This window comes from Collinsella sp. LCP19S3_D3 (genome assembly GCF_052121455.1).
GTDB lineage: Bacteria > Actinomycetota > Coriobacteriia > Coriobacteriales > Coriobacteriaceae > Collinsella.
The window spans coordinates 12913-30112 of record NZ_JBQKEF010000010.1 but is presented as its reverse complement, the minus strand read 5'-3'; the positions used below and the strand labels follow the sequence as shown (position 1 = coordinate 30112).

General features: G+C 58.4%; 17 protein-coding genes. 15 read left to right on the top strand and 2 right to left on the bottom strand.

Annotation, left to right across the window (positions count from 1 at the left end; all coding sequences use genetic code 11):
- Positions 1-26: 26 nt before the first annotated feature.
- The gene (locus tag ACTQXM_RS05485) at positions 27-755 is read right to left on the bottom strand and encodes a response regulator (protein WP_441537251.1); all 729 of its coding nucleotides are present in this window, start codon (positions 753-755) and stop codon (positions 27-29) included.
- Between the two features lie 306 nt (positions 756-1061).
- Here ACTQXM_RS05485 and ACTQXM_RS05480 point away from each other — a divergent pair, with 306 nt between their 5' ends.
- Positions 1062-1322: a hypothetical protein gene (locus ACTQXM_RS05480; RefSeq protein ID WP_317285300.1), complete on the top strand. Its 261-nt coding sequence runs from the start codon at positions 1062-1064 to the stop codon at positions 1320-1322.
- A 186-nt stretch (positions 1323-1508) separates the two neighbouring features.
- Here the strand turns inward: ACTQXM_RS05480 and ACTQXM_RS05475 are convergent, their stop codons facing one another.
- Complete coding sequence (locus ACTQXM_RS05475; protein WP_117757480.1) at positions 1509-2258, bottom strand: MurR/RpiR family transcriptional regulator; 750 nt, start codon at positions 2256-2258, stop codon at positions 1509-1511.
- Between the two features lie 298 nt (positions 2259-2556).
- Between ACTQXM_RS05475 and ACTQXM_RS05470 the strand changes: the two genes are divergently transcribed.
- The 14 genes from ACTQXM_RS05470 (at position 2557) to ACTQXM_RS05405 (ending at position 17193) form a co-directional block, all read left to right on the top strand.
- On the top strand, positions 2557-3882 hold the full coding sequence (locus tag ACTQXM_RS05470; protein ID WP_427794057.1) for a 6-phospho-alpha-glucosidase: 1326 nt from the start codon (positions 2557-2559) through the stop codon (positions 3880-3882).
- 82 nt (positions 3883-3964) lie between these two features.
- The gene (locus tag ACTQXM_RS05465) at positions 3965-4429 is read left to right on the top strand and encodes a PTS transporter subunit EIIC (RefSeq protein ID WP_441537250.1); all 465 of its coding nucleotides are present in this window, start codon (positions 3965-3967) and stop codon (positions 4427-4429) included.
- 101 nt (positions 4430-4530) lie between these two features.
- On the top strand, positions 4531-5847 hold the full coding sequence (locus tag ACTQXM_RS05460; protein WP_441537249.1) for an ATP-binding protein: 1317 nt from the start codon (positions 4531-4533) through the stop codon (positions 5845-5847).
- Between the two features lie 125 nt (positions 5848-5972).
- Complete coding sequence (locus ACTQXM_RS05455) at positions 5973-6839, top strand: hypothetical protein (protein ID WP_441537248.1); 867 nt, start codon at positions 5973-5975, stop codon at positions 6837-6839.
- A 114-nt stretch (positions 6840-6953) separates the two neighbouring features.
- On the top strand, positions 6954-7847 hold the full coding sequence (locus tag ACTQXM_RS05450) for an aldose 1-epimerase family protein (protein ID WP_441537247.1): 894 nt from the start codon (positions 6954-6956) through the stop codon (positions 7845-7847).
- A gap of 21 nt (positions 7848-7868) precedes the next feature.
- Positions 7869-8771 carry a peptidase dimerization domain-containing protein gene (locus tag ACTQXM_RS05445; RefSeq protein WP_441537246.1) on the top strand — a complete coding sequence of 301 codons (903 nt, stop codon included), beginning with the start codon at positions 7869-7871 and terminating at the stop codon, positions 8769-8771.
- A 299-nt stretch (positions 8772-9070) separates the two neighbouring features.
- Positions 9071-10138, top strand: coding sequence for a peptide chain release factor 1 (prfA, locus tag ACTQXM_RS05440; protein ID WP_154518366.1), 1068 nt, complete (start codon positions 9071-9073; stop codon positions 10136-10138).
- A 631-nt stretch (positions 10139-10769) separates the two neighbouring features.
- Complete coding sequence (locus ACTQXM_RS05435) at positions 10770-12020, top strand: N5-glutamine methyltransferase family protein (RefSeq protein WP_154518369.1); 1251 nt, start codon at positions 10770-10772, stop codon at positions 12018-12020.
- A 209-nt stretch (positions 12021-12229) separates the two neighbouring features.
- A complete protein-coding gene (locus tag ACTQXM_RS05430) occupies positions 12230-12982 on the top strand; it encodes an L-threonylcarbamoyladenylate synthase (RefSeq protein WP_441537245.1) in 753 nt (250 codons plus the stop codon).
- A gap of 3 nt (positions 12983-12985) precedes the next feature.
- On the top strand, positions 12986-14527 hold the full coding sequence (gene glpK / locus ACTQXM_RS05425; RefSeq protein WP_441537244.1) for a glycerol kinase GlpK: 1542 nt from the start codon (positions 12986-12988) through the stop codon (positions 14525-14527).
- A gap of 123 nt (positions 14528-14650) precedes the next feature.
- A complete protein-coding gene (upp, locus tag ACTQXM_RS05420) occupies positions 14651-15298 on the top strand; it encodes a uracil phosphoribosyltransferase (protein WP_040359658.1) in 648 nt (215 codons plus the stop codon).
- A gap of 468 nt (positions 15299-15766) precedes the next feature.
- Positions 15767-16060, top strand: a complete 294-nt coding sequence (locus ACTQXM_RS05415) for a hypothetical protein (protein ID WP_441067848.1) — start codon at positions 15767-15769, stop codon at positions 16058-16060.
- 45 nt (positions 16061-16105) lie between these two features.
- Positions 16106-16903 carry a F0F1 ATP synthase subunit A gene (gene atpB, locus ACTQXM_RS05410; protein WP_441032000.1) on the top strand — a complete coding sequence of 266 codons (798 nt, stop codon included), beginning with the start codon at positions 16106-16108 and terminating at the stop codon, positions 16901-16903.
- Positions 16904-17001: 98 nt separating this feature from the next.
- Complete coding sequence (locus tag ACTQXM_RS05405) at positions 17002-17193, top strand: ATP synthase F0 subunit C (protein ID WP_427727739.1); 192 nt, start codon at positions 17002-17004, stop codon at positions 17191-17193.
- The last annotated feature ends 7 nt before the right edge of the window (positions 17194-17200 follow it).

The following is a 17200-nucleotide window of genomic DNA, read 5'->3' as shown; positions in this document are numbered from 1 at the left end:
GCGATGTCAGACGGTCTCGAAGAGATTCAGCGTTCAATTTTGTACCCGCATCCCCAGACGGTTTTGATGTAGTGCGGTTCCTCAAATGAATCACCCATCTTCTCACGTAAATGTCGAATGTGTACGGTGATAGAGCCCGATCCCTTGTCGTAATATCCCTCGCCAAAGATCCCGCAATACAGCTCTCGTGCCGAGAGTACGGCCCCGTTGGCTTCGAGTAGCAGTTGGAGGATGGAGAACTCGGTGGGCGTGAGGGGGAGCGGGCGTTCATTGAGGGTGGCTTCGTGAGCGGAGATGTCGAGCACGAGCCCGCCGCGTACCAGCAGGCTTGGCCCGGATACTGGGGAGCCCGCGGCGGCATCGCCGGCTTCGGCGGGATTATAGATGGTCGCGCGCCTGAGTTGGGCTTTAACGCGGGCGACGAGTTCAAGGGGCAGGAACGGCTTGACTACGTAGTCGTCGGCCCCGAAGGTGAGGCCCGCCACGCGGTCGGCCTGCTCGCCTTTGGCTGTGAGCATGATGATGGGATAGGCGTGCTCCGCACGGATGCGGCGGCATAGCTCCAGGCCGTCCAACCCGGGAAGCATCACATCGAGAATTGCCAGATCGATCGGCGCGGCATGTGGGTCAAGTGCCCGTATGGCCGCCTGGGCGCCATCGCCGAACATCTCGACATCAAATCCCTCGTTGCGCAGGTATACACCGATGAGCTCGGCAATTGCCTCCTCGTCGTCCACCACCAAGATGCGGGGCATGGCCCACCTCGCCTTCCGCAGAGTTTCCTAGCCTCTTACGGTACGGCAATCTGGACATGTGCGAATGCTAATTCTTTCCTAATGTTTGGGATATTGGGCGCGAGGACCTGGCATTAACGTTCTGCGAGCTCGATTGATGTGTTTAGACCAACCGCGCGTAGTCTTGGGACTGATGGAAAATGTGGGTGATGAACACATGGCCATCTTTGATTTTGAAGAGCGCGACATAGCGCATGACGGCCATGGAGCGATAGCCCTGGGCGGCGAGCTCGAGGAGATGCGACGGGGGATAGCTTTTGGGGTTCTATGATGCAGACGGATTCTGGCGGCGGCCCGTTCCCGAACGACGGGTTACATCAACTTTTTCGACACTACCGTAAGATTGCTGAGGAACTGTCTGTAAGCGTAGACGCTCTGCTAACGGATGCGTCGAAACCCGATAAAGCGGCGCTTTCTGCGGAAGTGCAGGGAATTCTTGACTCGTTCGAGGTCGATGAGCTGCCTGTAGCAATTGAGGTGCTTCGGGCGCTGCGAGATGCGATGGCGAAACGACGGAATGAGAGTTAATTAGAGCCCTTAGAAGTTGCAAAAAAGTTGCAACTTGACTAAATGAAAAGGACAAACCGCTCATTTATGAGGCAGTTTGTCCTTACTGTCAGATGTTTCCATAACAGATAAACAGTACACGTTGCATGCGCGGTTCCTTTCATATAGAAGGCTGCTAAAGAGTCGAAGCCGGGCGCATACCAAGTTTTATTTCTTGGCCAGTTTGAAGTAGCGCTCAAATATCAATTCGAAAACGTAATAGAACATCAATCGGCTGTCGAGGTCCATGCTGCCCAAGCGGATTTCTTTTTGCACGGTGTAGATAGGGTAGTCGGCTAGTTTCGAGAGGGAATTTCGAGAAAAGCCGGTGAGCGTGACGACCTTGCACCCGCGCGTTTTGGCTATCGATGTGGCGTCAATAGACACCTGCGTCTCGCCGCTTACGGAAACGCTGAAGACCAGGTCGTTTTTGCCGAGGAGTTCTGCGTAATGCCTCATGACGTGGCGTTCACTGAGCGTGTCGGTATTCTTGCCCATTATTTTGAGCTTTTCAGCCATCTCGAGGCACGGGTATTTCGAAAAGCCCGAGCAGAAGAACACGATATGCGAGGCGTCCTGGATAAGACTCACAACCGAATCGATGACCCGGTCGTTAAGCAGATCTTTGGTCTGTACGAGCTGGGTATCAAGAGGAAGTGCCTCGATAGTGAATCGATTGCGATCGAGCGAGGCGGAATACGATTGTTTGAGCTCCGTAAACCCCGAGAAGCCAAGTTTATGGGCAAGCCTGACAATTGTATTGGGAGCGACGAAGAACCGTTCGGCAACGCTCTTAAGCGTGACATCGTCAATATCATCACGCAGCTCGATGATGTAGCGCATGATCTCGCTTTCGAGATCGTTGAGCTTGCTCTCGCCAGCTCGCACATGATCATAAAAGGATTCTTGATCTTTCATAAGATGTTTCAGCCCCTCGCACCTCGCCGTACATATGGTACCGCTTTGTGTAGCCAGGTGAGAAATCGGTAATCGGTCAAGATTGCCTATTGCCCATGAACTGGGCAAACGCGCGTGTCTGCCTACACATATCTGTGTCGTGAGCGAAATCATGTGTCCCCGTTTCGCATTGGCCCACACGGGGACTTGCAAATGACCTTATGTCGCAAAATACCAATCGAAACGAAGCAAGCCGAGGACAGCCGCGGAGCCCAAGGTCTTCGAGAACACCGATCAGCCAACCCTGGAGGGACGGAACATGAAGGATAAGCTCAATATTGTGATCGTTGGCGGCGGCTCCACGTGGTGCCCTGGCATTCTTAAAGCCCTGACCAAGCACATGGACATTCTGCCGCTGAACCGCGTGATGCTCTATGACATCGATGCCGAGCGCCAGCGTCCGATCGGCGAGTTTGGCAAGATCCTCTTTGCTGAGGAGGAGCCCGGTGTGGAGTTTGGTTACACCACCGATAAGGACGAGGCTTACACCGACGTCGACTTTGTGCTCTGCCAGATTCGTACCGGCGGCTACGAGATGCGTAGCAAGGACGAGAAGATTCCGCTGCATATGGGAATCATCGGCCAGGAAACGGTGGGCCCTGGCGGCATGGCTTACGGTATGCGCTCCATGAATGACATGGTTGAGATCGTCAACGACGTTCGCGCCCATAGCCCGGAGGCGTGGATTATCAATTACACCAATCCGGCTGCTATTGTGGCATATGGTCTCGAGCGCGTTCTGCCCGATGAGCATCGCGTTCTCAACATCTGCGACCAGCCTGTCAACCTCATGCGCTCTTACGGTCGCCTGCTCGGTCGCGATATGAGCAAGACGGAGCCCGTGTACTTTGGCCTCAATCACTTCGGTTGGTTCAAGCACATCTACGATGAAGAGGGCCATGACCTCGTCCCGCAGATTAAGGAGTACACGGAGAAGAACGGCTTCCTTCCTGCCGATGCCGAGCAGCGTGACCAGTCCTGGCTTGATACCTACGCCATGGTCAAGGACATGCTCGAGGACTTCCCCGACTATCTGCCCAACACTTATCTGCAGTACTATCTGTATCCCGAGTACAAGGTCGCTCACCTCGACCCCGACTACACTCGCTCCGACGAGGTTATCAACGGTCGTGAGAAGCGCGTGTTCGCCGAGTGCGAGCGTGTTGCCAAAGTCGGCACCGCAAAGAACTCCTCGGTTGTGCAGAACGATGCTCATGGCGATATGATCGTGGAAATCACCTCGGCCATTTATCGCAACACCAATAAGACCTTCATTGTCATCGTGCCCAACAACGGCATTATCGAGGGGATGCCCGATGACGCCATGGTCGAGGTCGCGGCAAGCGTGGGCGCCAATGGCCCGCAGCCCTATGCTGTTGGCAAGATTGGCACCTTCTATCGCGGTCTTATGGAGAACCAGTACGCCTATGAGCGCCTGACTGTTGAGGCTTGGATGGAGGGTTCCTACGAGAAGGCCCTGCAGGCACTCACGCTTAATCGTCTGGTCGGTGACGCAAAGAAGGCGCGTAAGGTGCTCGATAAGCTCATCGAGGCCAATAAGGATTACTGGCCGGAGCTTAAGTAGCTAGTTCCATAGCGTTTGATAACTGTTATGGGGCGTGTGGGTTGTAGAACTGCACGCCCCGTTTCTTTAAGAGGGGTATCCCATGAACAAAGATGAGCTGCTGGCAAAGTTCCAGCGCCTGGGCAAAGTCCTCATGACGCCTGTCCTGATCCTGCCAATCGCCGGCATCCTTCAGGGCTTTGGCAATGCCTTTACCAGCCCCACCCTTACGGCAGCTGTTCCCTGGCTTGCTGCTCCGGGCTTTGCGATTTTCTTTTCGATTCTTAAGGCCGCAGCCGGCATCGTTATGAGCAACATCCCGGTTATCTTCTCGATTTGTCTCGCCTATGGCTTCGCCAAGTCCGAGAAGGCTACCGCGGCGCTTTGTGGCTTTTTGGGCTACATGTGCATGAACTCCGTGATGGGCACGTTCCTCACGGCGACTGGCGTTATCGATCCCGCCAATCTTACGACGGGCCAGAGCACGATCCTCGGTATCACCACGCTCGACACGGGCGTTATCGGCGGTCTTAAAGGGGCAGTCCGTTTGTCACATTCCATGTCTTAGAAACTTGCAAATTCTGCAAGTTTCTAAGGTAACATCTTATAAACTTGCAAAAAATGCAAGTTTATAAGATTTCATGTCTGGTCGGGCGCTAGGGAGACTCTATGGATATCGTTCGCCGAAGCCGCTATCTTGATCGACTCATTGCTTTTCAGGATACCGACCTCATCAAAATCGTGACGGGCATACGCCGTTGTGGCAAATCAACGTTATTGGACATGATGAGGGACTATCTGGCGCAACAGGGGGTGCCAGCCGAGCGTTTGCTGACCTTTAAGATGGAATCTCTAGAGTACGCGGGAATTACGGATTATCTGACGTTTTATCGTATGGTTCGGGAGCGCATCGACGGCATCGATCATCCCTACCTGTTCTTTGACGAGCTCCAGAATGTCGAAGGTTGGGAAAAGGCGGTCAACTCGCTCCGAGTGGATTTGCCGTGCGATATCTATGTAACGGGCTCCAATGCCTTTTTGCTATCGAGCGAGCTCGCAACGCTTATCTCGGGCCGATATGTCGAGGTCAAGATGCAGCCTCTCACGTTTGGCGAATATCTTGATTTTCGCTCGATTGATGCGGTCGCCGCTGAAGGGCTTGGTGAGAGGGTCGAACTTGTTTCCAAGACGGGCGATCGCCTTAATTCAAATACCGTGCTTGAGCAGTACATAACCTATGGCGGCATGCCGTTTCTGGCCCATGATGAGCCGAGACGTGAGCTGTGTCGCGACTATATCCGTAGCCTCTACCAGACGATCGTCGCGCGCGATATCCTGTCGCGTGTGACGCGTAGGGGTCGCGGAGCTATCACCAAGCGCGATGTTCTCGAGCGGCTCTGTGCGTATCTGGCAGACAACATCTCCAACCAAACCTCGGTCAACAAAATCGTAGGGACGCTCAACGAATCAGCGGGCGGTAAGACCAACGCATCGACGGTGTCGGCATATATTGACGCTCTGGAAGAGACGTACCTGTTTACCAAAGTAAAAAGGTATGACATCAAGGGGCGGAAGCTTCTTAAGACAGGCGGTAAATATTACATAGCTGATACGGGAATTCGCAGCTATCTTGACGGATATAGAGGTAGCGATAGCGGAAGGATGCTCGAGAACGTCATCTACAACCAGCTTGTCTTTGAAGGATACGAAGTGTTTTGCGGCCATCTACGCGCGGGGGAAATCGACTTTGTCGCAATCGGCGAGGGATCAGACCGCAAATATATCCAGGTTACCGAACGGATCGGTGCCGAGGCGACGAGGGAACGCGAGCTGCGACCGCTCAAGCTAAGCACGCTAGGAAAAATTCCTGATTCGTATGAGAAGATCCTGATTGTCAGGGATGGCGACCATCCAACGGACATCGATGGCATCAGAATCGTGGGGGCAGTCGACTTCTTGTTGAGAAATAAGATTACCCGCGGCTAAACGTAAACAGATCCGTTTCGATGCGACAAAGGAGCAGTCCTTTTCGCATTCCGTGCGAGCCCTCGTGCCGTCTGGGGGTATAAGGCTAGCAAGTGTTTATTTGCGAGGCCTAAGGGGCGCCCCGTATGGATATCGATAACTTTGAATGGTGGTATAGCGAGGGCGAGGTTCCGGACGAGGAGTGGGACGAGACCGCGCCGCATGACGTGTCGAGCGACGAGGACGAGAGCGGCGACGATGCCGTCGAGACGGACGCCGCTTCCGACTCGGCCGAACCCCTAACCTTTGAACAGGCCTGGGCCCAGGCTGAGGCCGACGAGGCAAAGGCCGACGCCACGGCCACACTGGGTGAGCCGGCCGACATGTCCATCTCGCCGGCAAGGACCCCACAGCCGCGTCACACTATCGACCCCGACAGCACGGCATCCTTCAGCATTCTCGACGTGCCCGCGCAGGGCGCCCAGGCGCCTGCGCCCACGCATCGCCCCGATCTGGCTCGCGAGGAAGGCGCGGGCCGGCGCTCTCCGCTCGGCCCCATCCTCATCGCCTTCATGGCCGGCGTTATCGCCTGCTCGGCAATCGGCAGCGTTTGGAGCCATGTTGAGCAGCAGCGCCAAGACGCCGCCAAGGTCGAGATCTCCGTCGAACAATCGCTCAACCGTACGCGCTCGGTGCATGTGTCGGTCGAGGTCAAGGACGGCGCGACGTGGGATACCGCGCGCGGCGACAGCCAGATGCTCATCCATATCGTGGGCCGTACGCTCAAGGGACAAGCGATCGACGAGCACCAATACGTCAATTCCGAAGGTGACGGTATCGAGCTCAAGCCCGGCGACTACGAACTTACGGTCGATGAGCCACCTGTCGCCACCGACGGCACGCGTTTTCGTGCCTCGAAAAGAATGGTTCCCGCGAGCTTTAACTCGCGGGCGCCCGATACGGTCGACACCACCTCGCAGGGTGGGTTTGACCTTTACGTGGATACCCAGTAGGCGCTCGCCGCCCATTTCCGCTATGGCTACTCAATAATCGCCTGTCGTCCCGTCCCGCCGCCAAGAGTGGGACAATAGTCCTCGACACTATTGTTTACTTTTGGAGGAAGTAGCATGTCTACCGTCACTACCATCAGGCGCGGCGGCCTCACCGCGGCCATCGATTCCATGGGCGCCCAGCTCACGAGCCTTGCCCTCAACGGCAACGAGTATCTGTGGCAGGGCGATCCCGCTTTTTGGGGCAAGCATGCGCCCATCCTGTTCCCCATTGTGGGCTCGCTGCGCAACAACACGGCGACGTCTGCGGCCGGCAGCTGCGAGATGGCGCGCCACGGCATCGCGCGTATTGTGGAGCACAAGCTGGTCGAGGTGTCGGAGGACGGTTCGTCCGTCACCTACGAGATCACCGATACGCCCGAGTCGCTCAAGGCCTTCCCGTTCCACTTTAAGCTCAACATGACCTATGCCCTGACTGGCGACGCCACTCTTACGCAGGCCTTTGCCGTCACCAACACCGGCGACGTGGACCTGCCGTTTTCGGTGGGCGGCCACCCCGCATTTAACGTGCCCGTTCCCGGTGCCGAGGACGAGGCGTTCGAGGATTACGAGCTGGCGTTTACCGAGGCTTGGACTAACGAGGCGCCCATCATCACGCCCGATGGCCTTATGACGTTCGAGGGAAGCTACAAGGCTCCCGATAACTCGGACGTGCTGCCCATCACACACCGTAGCTTCGACAACGACGCCATCATGTTCACCGATACCCCGGGCTCCACGCTCACGCTGCGCAGTCGCAAGTCGGGCCACGGCGTCAAGATTGACTTTGAGGGCTTTAAGTACATTGGCGTGTGGTCTGCCGCCAACGACGCCCCGTTCGTGGCGCTCGAGCCTTGGACCGGACATACCACCATGGACACCGAGGACGACGTCTTCGAGCACAAGGTCAACACCATCACCTTGGCTCCCGGCGCCACCGACAAGCGCGCCTTCGAGGTTACGCTGCTCTAGAGAGCGGGGGCCATCGGCCGCGTGCTCGAGGAGCGCGGCGTTGAACTTGAATACCTGATCGACGAGGGTGACTACCGTATTGTTTCGGCTGCCGAGTACGGCGCGGGCGAGGGCTGGCTTATGCATGCCGACCTTGCCGAGAAGGGCTATGCCGATATCGTGCTCAAGACGAAGAGCGAAGGCGGACATTCGTCCAACCCCTACGGCGGCACATCGCTCGAGGTATTGAGCCGCGCTATCGCCGCAATCTGCGATATCGAGTGGCCGACGCGCGTGACCGATCTGCTTGCCGCGCAGCTTGTCGAGTTGGGGCTCTACACGGCGGATGAGATTGCCGCCAACGGAGGCGTCATTGTTCGCGACTGCCTCGCCAGCAACAAGCTCTATCCGCTCGTGACCACTACCTGTGCGCCCACGCAGATTGAGGGCGGCAGCACTGGCGCCAACGTGATGCCGCAGGATATGTGGGCCAATATTAACTTCCGCATGCTCGAGGGCACGGGCGTGGCTGATGTTGTTGACCGTTGCCGCGAGGCCGTTGCCGCTGCGGGCCTTACCGGGCGCGTGGAGGTCGAACTTGGCCCCGGCAGCTCAGAACCTTCGCCGTCCCCGCGTGTTGGCGGACCGGGGCTCGAGGCCGTTCGCACTATTGCCGCCCGCTACTTTCGTGATCAAAAGGGGGCGGAGGAAAACATACCGAATGCGGCGGGCGGGGCTGCTGTCGGCATTGTGCCCTCAACTGTGATCGGTGCCACCGATGCGGCTAACTATCAGCGTATTTGCTCTGAATGCATTCGCTTTTCGGCGTTTGTGGTCGACGATGACGAGTGCGATCGCGGTGTCCACGGCACCAACGAGCGCATTACCCGCCGTGCCTACCTCCAAGGTGTCCACTTTTTCATCGCTCTGCTTCAAACGCTCTAGAATGTGACAAAGCGACAGTCCCTTTGTTAGCCGTTGTAGTCGTTGGGGACGTTCTTAAACGACTCGTCGTTAAGGAACGTCCCCAACGACTACGTCCACTCATTCCGTGCGGGTTATATGCAGGTTTGCCTGCGCACGCTATCATATATGGGTTAGACCGCAACTATGTACCCTATACGCGAAGGGATGCGCATGTATCTGAAAATCGACATGTTCTAGCTGGGCTTACCCCGCAACGGCGCCATGCGCCCCATCAATTCCGCCGATTTTCACCTTCACGCATATAAAGGAGTTCCGCCATGCGCGACAAGCTCGAAAAGATCATCAAGGCCTACGAGGAGCTCGAGAAGAAGCTTTCCGACCCGGCCGTCGCCTCCGACATCAAGGAGTTCACGCGTCTCAACAAGGAGTACGCGCACCAGTCCGACCTCATTGCCGCTGCGCGCGAGTACATCGGCGCGCTCGACGACATCGAGGCTGCCAAAGAAATGCTCCGTGACACTACCGATGCCGACGAGAAGGAGATGCTCCAGATGGACATCTCCGAGAACGAGGACAAGCTTCCCCAGCTCGAGGAAGACATCAAGTACATGCTCATCCCGAGTGACCCCAATGACGACAAGAACACCATCGTCGAGATCCGCTCCGCCGCAGGTGGCGACGAGGCGGCCATTTTCGCCGGTGACCTGTACAAGATGTACCAACGCTTCTGCGAGTCGCGTGGCTGGAAGACCACCGTGCTCGACTCCAGCCCCAGCGAGGCCGGCGGTTTTAAGTCCATCGAGTTCAAGGTCGAGGGCGACCGTGTCTACTCCGTCATGAAGTTCGAGTCCGGCGTGCACCGTGTCCAGCGCGTTCCCAAGACCGAGTCCCAGGGCCGCATCCAGACCTCCACGGCAACTGTCGCCGTGCTTCCCGAGGCCGAGGAGATCGACGTTCAGATCAACCAGTCCGACCTGCGCATCGATACCTACTGTGCCTCCGGTCCTGGCGGTCAGTGCGTTAACACCACCTACTCCGCCGTGCGCATTACCCACCTGCCCACCAATACCGTGGTGCAGTCGCAGGAGCAGCGTTCCCAGATTCAAAACCGCGAGGTCTGCATGCAGATGCTGCGTGCCCGTCTGTACGAGATGGAACTCGAGAAGCAGCAGGCCGAGCTCGGCGCCGAGCGCCAGAGCCAGATTGGCCACGGCAACCGTTCCGAGAAGATCCGTACTTACAACCAGCCCCAGGACCGCGTGACCGACCACCGTATCGGTTTCAACTCCACCTACAACGGCGTACTTCTGGGCGACCAACTCGGTGCCGTCATCGAGGCGCTTGCCGCCGCCGAGCGTGCCGAGAAGCTGGCACAGGCCGTGTAGTAGGTTCCGCCGTTCTACCGAACGGCGGACCGGCCGACGCTGCGCGGGCCGCACCTGTACAATCTGACGTTCAACTTCAAGGGCGCGACCAGAAGGTCAGCGCCCTTTCGTTCCACGTCACCTTGTCTCAAATGCGACCCGCTCGCTGTCCGTCCTCTACCTGCGGCGGGTAGTCATTGGGGACTTATGCTCAACCTGCGGCGCCTCAGAGGTAGTCATTGGGGACGTTCTTAAATGACTAGGTTGGGTAAATTACTTTTCGAGTTTATTTAATCTACTTTGTTGGAAATTAAGCTGCCTACCTGCTCAAAGTAATTAACAGCCTTCATCTGCAATTGAAAATATTGCTCGAAATATCGTCCAAGAAGTCGCGGGGCCCTTTTTGGTGCGTCGCACGTCAAGTGATGTGGCAAGTTCTTGGTTAGATATTGGTTAGTTTTGGGGCAACCTTGCCAAAAGCTTGACGAATGCAAATCTAGACGTCGGCGAATGAACACTTTGAGCGAGCCCGGTGCAAAATTCTGGGCTGATTCTCGATAATCGCTTCCAATCGTCTCTCGCCGCGTGCCGCCCTCGCGTACAATCTGCTCCGACATTCGCGCGCCGCCCGGCGCTTAAGAGGGGAGGACCCATGGCAAACGAGATCTGGACCATCAGGCGTTGTCTCGAGTGGACCAAGGAGTACCTAGCCGAGCGCGGCGAAGAGCACCCCCGTCTTTCTGCCGAGTGGCTGTTGTGCGCAGCCACGGGCCTAGCGCGCATCGACTTATATATGCGTATGGACGACACGCTCGATGCAGCGCAGCTCGAGACCATGCACGCGGCGGTTGTCCGTCGCGCCAAGGGCGAGCCGCTGCAGTACATCACCGGCAGCACGCAGTTCCGCATGATCGACGTCGCGTGCGCCCCCGGCGTGCTCATTCCACGTCCCGAGACCGAGATGCTCGTCGAGGAAGTCCTCAATTATCTGGATGCCGAGGTTCTGAGCCCCGAAGCTGCCACCCGCCAGCGCGTAGAGTTGCCATGGAACGACGAGGTCGAGCAGGCGCGTAAAGCCGAAGTCGCATTGGCTGACGAACGCGCGACTGCCGAGCGCCGTGCCGCCAACCTCACGGCTGCCGATGAGGCGGCGTTGGGCGGAGACGTGCTGGGCAGCCGAGCTTATGCCGAGGAGCTGGCCGATCGTGAGGCCGAGGAAGCCGCCGCGCAGGCAGCTGAGGCCGAGACCGCGGAAGTCGCCGAGCCCGAGCTCGACGAATACGGCATTGCCATCGAAGGCGTCGACCAAGAGACGGCCCTAGTGCAGGATGCCGCCGCGTCTGTGCCTGCCGACCCCCGCATTGCCCGCGTTCTCGAGGTCGGCTGCGGCACGGGCTGCATCTCGCTCTCCCTTGCTTGGGAGCGTCGCGGCCATGTCGCCTGCACCGCTACCGATATCGAGCCGCGCGCCATCGACCTGGCCACCAAAAACCGCGATGCACTCGGGCTGACGTCCGATGAGGTCGCCTTCAGCCTCACGAACCTGGTGAGCTCTATCCCCCGCGAGGAGTGGGGCACCTTCGACGTGCTCGTTTCCAACCCGCCTTATATCCCGACTGACGTCATGCGCTCGCTGCCGCACGAGGTCAAGGACTTTGAGCCCGATTTGGCGCTCGAGGGCGGAGCCGATGGCCTTGATATCTTCCGCCGCCTGCTCAATGCGGCGCCCTATATGCTGCGCGCCGGCGGCCTGTTTGCCTGCGAGCTCTATGAGGGCGCCCTCGACGCCGCGGCCGAGCTCTGCCGCCAGGCGGGTCTTTCGGACGTACGCATCGTCCGTGACCTCACCGATCGTCCCCGCATCGTTCGAGCTATCGTCACCGAGCCCAAACAACGTCAGTAAAGTACGAAGCGTATTGGCGGCGCGGCGGCGGGAGCGCTGCGCCGGAAATGTAAAGAGGCTTGTCACGGCTCAATTACCCCTCACTTTCACCGACTGCTATAGCCGCTCACCAAACCAACATGCGCTGTGGACAAATAGGTTAAACGTTTCGTGCGAGAATGCCCCTCAGTAAACAAACTTTCACCAGAGCGTAAGGGGCTGGCATACACATGCAGACGGTCTATCGGGTATTCGAGGGAGCGCGCGAGCCGCATCGGCTCGCCGTCGAGCGTACGGCCGAGGTGCTCGGCCGTGGCGGCCTGGCCCTGATCCCAACCGAGACCGTCTATGGCGTCGCTGTGGCAGTCAACGCCTTCTCGGACGCCGTGCCCCAAGATACAAGCGAATCTCTGCCGTGGCCGCGCGATCCGCAGGCTGCCGTCAACGGCGCTGCGGTGCCCGCGCTCGGTACCGGCTACCGTCGCATCTTTACCCTCAAGCAGCGTGAGCTCACCCAAACGGTCGCCTGGCTGGTCGATGATGCCGAGGCCCTCGACCGCTACGGCGTGGATATCCCAGAAGAGGCACGCATGCTTGCCCGACGATGCTGGCCGGGCGCCCTGACTATTGTGGTCAAGGCGGCTCCCTGCGTGCCGACCTTTATGCGTGCCGCCGACGACACGGTGGCTCTTCGCGCGTCGGCATCGCCCGTGGTACAGGCGCTCATCTGCACCTGTGGCAGCCCACTTGCCTGTACGAGCGCCAATACACACGGCGCGCCCGCGCCGGCAAGCTTTGCCGACGTTGAAGACCGCATTCTAGAAGGGGTCGACGTGGCCGTCGACGCGGGCGAGACGCCGTGCCGCGACGCTTCGACCATCGTGTCGTTCCAGCACGGCGGGCTCCAGATCCTGCGCCAAGGCGCACTTCCCGCGTCAGAGATTGAGCGGGTCCTGTCCGACCCGATGCATAGAAAGGTGTAAGCGATGTCGTTGAATCTGGGCAGCCTGGGCATGGAAGATGCCTCGTTTGACTTTGGCGGTTCCTACATCATGGCGCTCGACTGCGGCACCACCTCGGTACTTGCGACCATCGTCGACGAGTACGGCTGCATTGTCGCCCAAGCGCGCCGCAGCGTCAAAACCAGCTTCCCGCGTCCCGGCTGGGTGGAGCAAGACCCCATGGCGGTCCTTGCCAGCCAGATTGCGGTCATGATGGAGGTTCAGTTTAAGAGCGGGATTCATTCCGATCGCATCGCCGCCATCGGTATCTCCAATCAGCGTGAGACCACGGTGGTCTGGGACCGCGTGAGCGGCCAGCCCATCTATAACGCCATCGTATGGCAGTGCCGTCGCACCGCGTCTCTGATCGATAATTTGGTTGAGCAGGGCGCAGAAGAGCTGGTGCGCTCCCGCACGGGGCTTACGCTCGACCCGTATTTCTCGGCCTCCAAGGTGCAGTGGATTCTCGACAACGTCGACGGCGCACGCGAGAGCGCGGCGGCGGGCGACCTCATGTTTGGCACCATCGACACCTGGCTCATCTACAACCTCACCGGCTGTCAGGTGTTTGCCACCGACTACACCAATGCCAGCCGCACGGCACTCTTTAATATCCATACGCTCGATTGGGACGACGACCTGCTGGCGCTCTTTGACGTTCCGCGTTCCATGATGCCCGAGGTTCGCTGGAGCTCGGGCGACTACGGCCGCGTCGCGAGCGACATCATGACCAACATGCCACCCATCATGGGCGTGGCGGGCGACCAGCAGGCGTCGCTGTTCGGCCACTGCTGTTTCCATCCCGGCCAGACCAAAAACACCTATGGTACTGGTTGCTTTATGCTCATGAACACCGGCGACGAGGTCGTCGAATCCAAGAACGGTCTGGTCTCCACCATCGGTATCGCCGCGGACGGCAAGATCAGCTATGCGCTCGAGGGTTCTATCTTTGCTGCCGGCTCCACCATGAACTGGCTTCGCAACAACATGGGCATCATCTCGAACGTGAGCGAGTCTGCACAACTCGCCGCTTCGATTAACGACAACGAGGGCTGCTACTTCGTTCCTGCCTTTGCGGGTTTGGGCGCTCCCTGGTGGGACCCGCGTGCCCGCGGTATCGTGTGCGGTCTGACCGGCGCCTCGAGCCGTGCGACCATCGTACGTGCCGCCTGCGAATCCATGGCATATCAGAGCTACGACGTGCTGCGCGCCATGGAACAGGACGTGGGGCTTTCGATCGAACGCCTGTCTGTCGATGGCGGCGCGTCGCGCAACGAGTTCATCATGCAATTCCAGGCCGACCTGCTGGATATCCCCGTGCTGCAATGCGAGACGGTGGAGACCACGGCAATCGGTGCCGCGTACTTGGCGGGCCTTGCCGTCGGCTATTGGGAAGACCTGGAAGAGCTGGAGCAAAATGCCCAGATCGTTAGGACCTTCCTTCCCCACATGTCCGCCGAGCGCCGCGAGCAAAACCTTGCGGGCTGGCGCGATGCGGTCAAGCGCTCGCTCAGTACCGCACAGTAGGGCTGCGACGGGCCACTCGATACAGCAAACCGCTAAACTTGTGTATGGCGCGCGGCGGCAACATCGCTGCGCGCCATGCCAGCAAGGTCGTTTTACGGCCGCAACGAAAGGGGCAATCAACTCATGACCGTTACCTACGATGCGTCCCGTGTGACGCTTGTCGATCATCCGCTCGTCCAGCACAAGCTGTCGATCCTGCGCGACAAAAACACCGGCACCAATCAGTTCCGCCAGCTCGTGCGCGAACTCGCGCTTTTTGACGGCTACGAGGCCATGCGCGATCTGCCTATGGAAGACGTCGAGGTCGAGACCCCCATCACTACCGCCACGTTCAAACAGCTCGCCGGCAAGAAACTCGCCATCGTGCCCATCCTGCGTGCGGGCCTTGGCATGGTTGACGGCATCCTCGACCTGGTGCCCTCCGCTCGCGTGGGCCACATCGGTATGGAGCGCGACGAGGTTACCCACGAACCGCATGAGTATTACTGCAAGATGCCCAAGGATATCGACCAGCGCATCTGCCTGGTTGTCGACCCCATGCTCGCCACGGGCGGTTCGGCCGAGATGGCCATCAGCTACCTGCGCGAGCGCGGTGTCAAGGACATCCGCATGCTGTGCATCGTCGCGGCCCCCGAGGGCCTCAAGTCGCTGACCGAGAAGGACCCAGATGTGCATATCTATACCTGCGCCATCGACGACCATCTCAACGAGGCCGCCTACATCGTTCCCGGCCTCGGCGACGCCGGCGACCGCATCTACGGCACGCTCTAGTCGCCAGGCATGGGCAGCTGCACGTGCTCATTCGTGCATGATTGGTGCGTGCGGGTGTACGAGTGACGCCTGCACGCATATTTATGAGTGTCGTCGCAGCCACCGAGGGCCCAAAACGCGCTATACCGTAGGTACGGTATAAAGAGTGTCTTAAGAAAATGTACAGTTGTGTATTAACTTACGTTTTCCCACTTGTCATCGCGTGTTCGGTTCGTACAATAGTCAACAACGCTGTCGTGCTGCGCTTACGCGGGTGCGGCGGCTTTTGTCAAGTACGCTCGTCGGCCATCGCGACCCATTCGTCCTCAGTGCTCGGCCTTTTGTCCGTTTGACACCCCAAGGGGCTAAAGACGCGATTAAGGTTGGGTAACAGTGCATTGATTTTGCAATCACGCGCCCTAAAATACTAGGACGATGTGAGCGGGGTATGGCTCCATGTGGGCTATATGTCGCGAGAAGGGAACGCACATGCCGGTTGAGCTGGCAGGCCACGTGCCGTTCATCGCAACGGGATTCGTCGTCGGTCTTGTTGCATTTTTGCCGTTGTACCTTGCGCTTGCTCCGGTGCTGGCGCATCGACGCGATGCCAACATGACGGTAGGCATGTTGGGTACCATAGTGTCGTTTGCGGTGCTCTTTATGGGCGTCGTAATTGTGCACCTGGTAGCCCCCGTGGCGCTCATCGCCTTTTTGTGCGGCGAGCTCGCCGGGTTTTTGATTTGTTGGATCGTGATCGCCTGCATGGTGATTATGAAGGATTAAAGGCGTTGCCCCACCTTGGTGCGGGCAAACAGGGAAGGTGGAATCTTGGACGCATTTGCCAAGTTACCCAGCGCGATCGCCGAGCTCGTCGCTGAGTTCTCCTCGGCTCCGGTCGTGGGTGACCTTAACGCGGGCCTGACGCAGTACTCGTTCTGGCTGCTTATCGCCGCTGTCGTCATGTTCGTGGTCTTTTTCGCGTTTACTAAGAAGCAGAAGGTTGTCCCCGAGGGCTTCTTCGTTAACGGCGTCGAGTGGGTCATCGAGTACGTGCAGGACGATATCGCCAAGGGTGTCGTTGGCGACAACTGGAAGAAGCACTTCCCGTTTTTGGCCTCGCTGTTCTTCTTTATCCTGATCAACAACTTTATCGGCCTCATCCCCGGCATGAAGCCCGGCACCGGTGCCATCGGCTGTACCGCCGCCCTCGCACTCGTGTCGTTTGTGTACTTCATCTATTTCGGTATCAAGAAGCACGGCTTCTTTGGGTACTTCAAGAGCCTCGCCCCTGCGGGCGTCGCCTTCCCCATGAACGTCTTCGTGTGGGTAATCGAGCTCTTCTCGCTGTGCCTGCGCCTGGTCACGCTCGCCGTCCGTCTGTTCTGCAACATGTTCGCCGGCCACATCGTCATGGGCTCGTTCGCCATCATGGCCACACTCTTTGCCCAGCCGATGCTGGAGCACTTTACGGCCATGAACGCCGTGGGCGCCCTGCCCAGCGTGGCGTGGGTTTTGATTCTTTTGGTAATCTACGCCGTCGAGCTGATCGTTGCCTTTGTTCAGGCATACGTTTTTACGGTCCTCGAGGCCGTGTACATTCAGATCGCAGAGGCTGACGCCCACTAGCGGTCGCATTTATTTGGTGTTCGGAGGCGCGGCACCCGCGTGCGCCTCTACAACATAGGTATTTATCCTGCGCACACGCGCACGACAAAGGAGGAATCGTGGGAGTTATCGGATATGGTCTCGGCGTTATCGGTGCCGGTCTCGCAATTGGTCTTGCAGCACTCGGTGCTACGGGCGCTATGGCTCGTCAGCCTGAGGTCCAGGGCCGTGCCTTCACCGTCTTCATTCTTGCATCTGCATTCACCGAGGCTCTGGGCCTGATCGGCTTCGTCGTTACGCTGATTTCGTAATTGAGCA

Bases quoted from the DNA above. Each gene is read 5' to 3' on its own strand.
- ACTQXM_RS05485 (WP_441537251.1), bottom strand. From the start codon at position 755: ATGCCCCGCATCTTGGTGGTGGACGACGAGGAGGCAATTGCCGAGCTC.
- ACTQXM_RS05480 (WP_317285300.1), top strand. From the start codon at position 1,062: ATGATGCAGACGGATTCTGGCGGCGGCCCGTTCCCGAACGACGGGTTA.
- ACTQXM_RS05475 (WP_117757480.1), bottom strand. From the start codon at position 2,258: ATGAAAGATCAAGAATCCTTTTATGATCATGTGCGAGCTGGCGAGAGC.
- ACTQXM_RS05470 (WP_427794057.1), top strand. From the start codon at position 2,557: ATGAAGGATAAGCTCAATATTGTGATCGTTGGCGGCGGCTCCACGTGG.
- ACTQXM_RS05465 (WP_441537250.1), top strand. From the start codon at position 3,965: ATGAACAAAGATGAGCTGCTGGCAAAGTTCCAGCGCCTGGGCAAAGTC.
- ACTQXM_RS05460 (WP_441537249.1), top strand. From the start codon at position 4,531: ATGGATATCGTTCGCCGAAGCCGCTATCTTGATCGACTCATTGCTTTT.
- ACTQXM_RS05455 (WP_441537248.1), top strand. From the start codon at position 5,973: ATGGATATCGATAACTTTGAATGGTGGTATAGCGAGGGCGAGGTTCCG.
- ACTQXM_RS05450 (WP_441537247.1), top strand. From the start codon at position 6,954: ATGTCTACCGTCACTACCATCAGGCGCGGCGGCCTCACCGCGGCCATC.
- prfA (WP_154518366.1), top strand. From the start codon at position 9,071: ATGCGCGACAAGCTCGAAAAGATCATCAAGGCCTACGAGGAGCTCGAG.
- ACTQXM_RS05435 (WP_154518369.1), top strand. From the start codon at position 10,770: ATGGCAAACGAGATCTGGACCATCAGGCGTTGTCTCGAGTGGACCAAG.
- ACTQXM_RS05430 (WP_441537245.1), top strand. From the start codon at position 12,230: ATGCAGACGGTCTATCGGGTATTCGAGGGAGCGCGCGAGCCGCATCGG.
- glpK (WP_441537244.1), top strand. From the start codon at position 12,986: ATGTCGTTGAATCTGGGCAGCCTGGGCATGGAAGATGCCTCGTTTGAC.
- upp (WP_040359658.1), top strand. From the start codon at position 14,651: ATGACCGTTACCTACGATGCGTCCCGTGTGACGCTTGTCGATCATCCG.
- ACTQXM_RS05415 (WP_441067848.1), top strand. From the start codon at position 15,767: ATGCCGGTTGAGCTGGCAGGCCACGTGCCGTTCATCGCAACGGGATTC.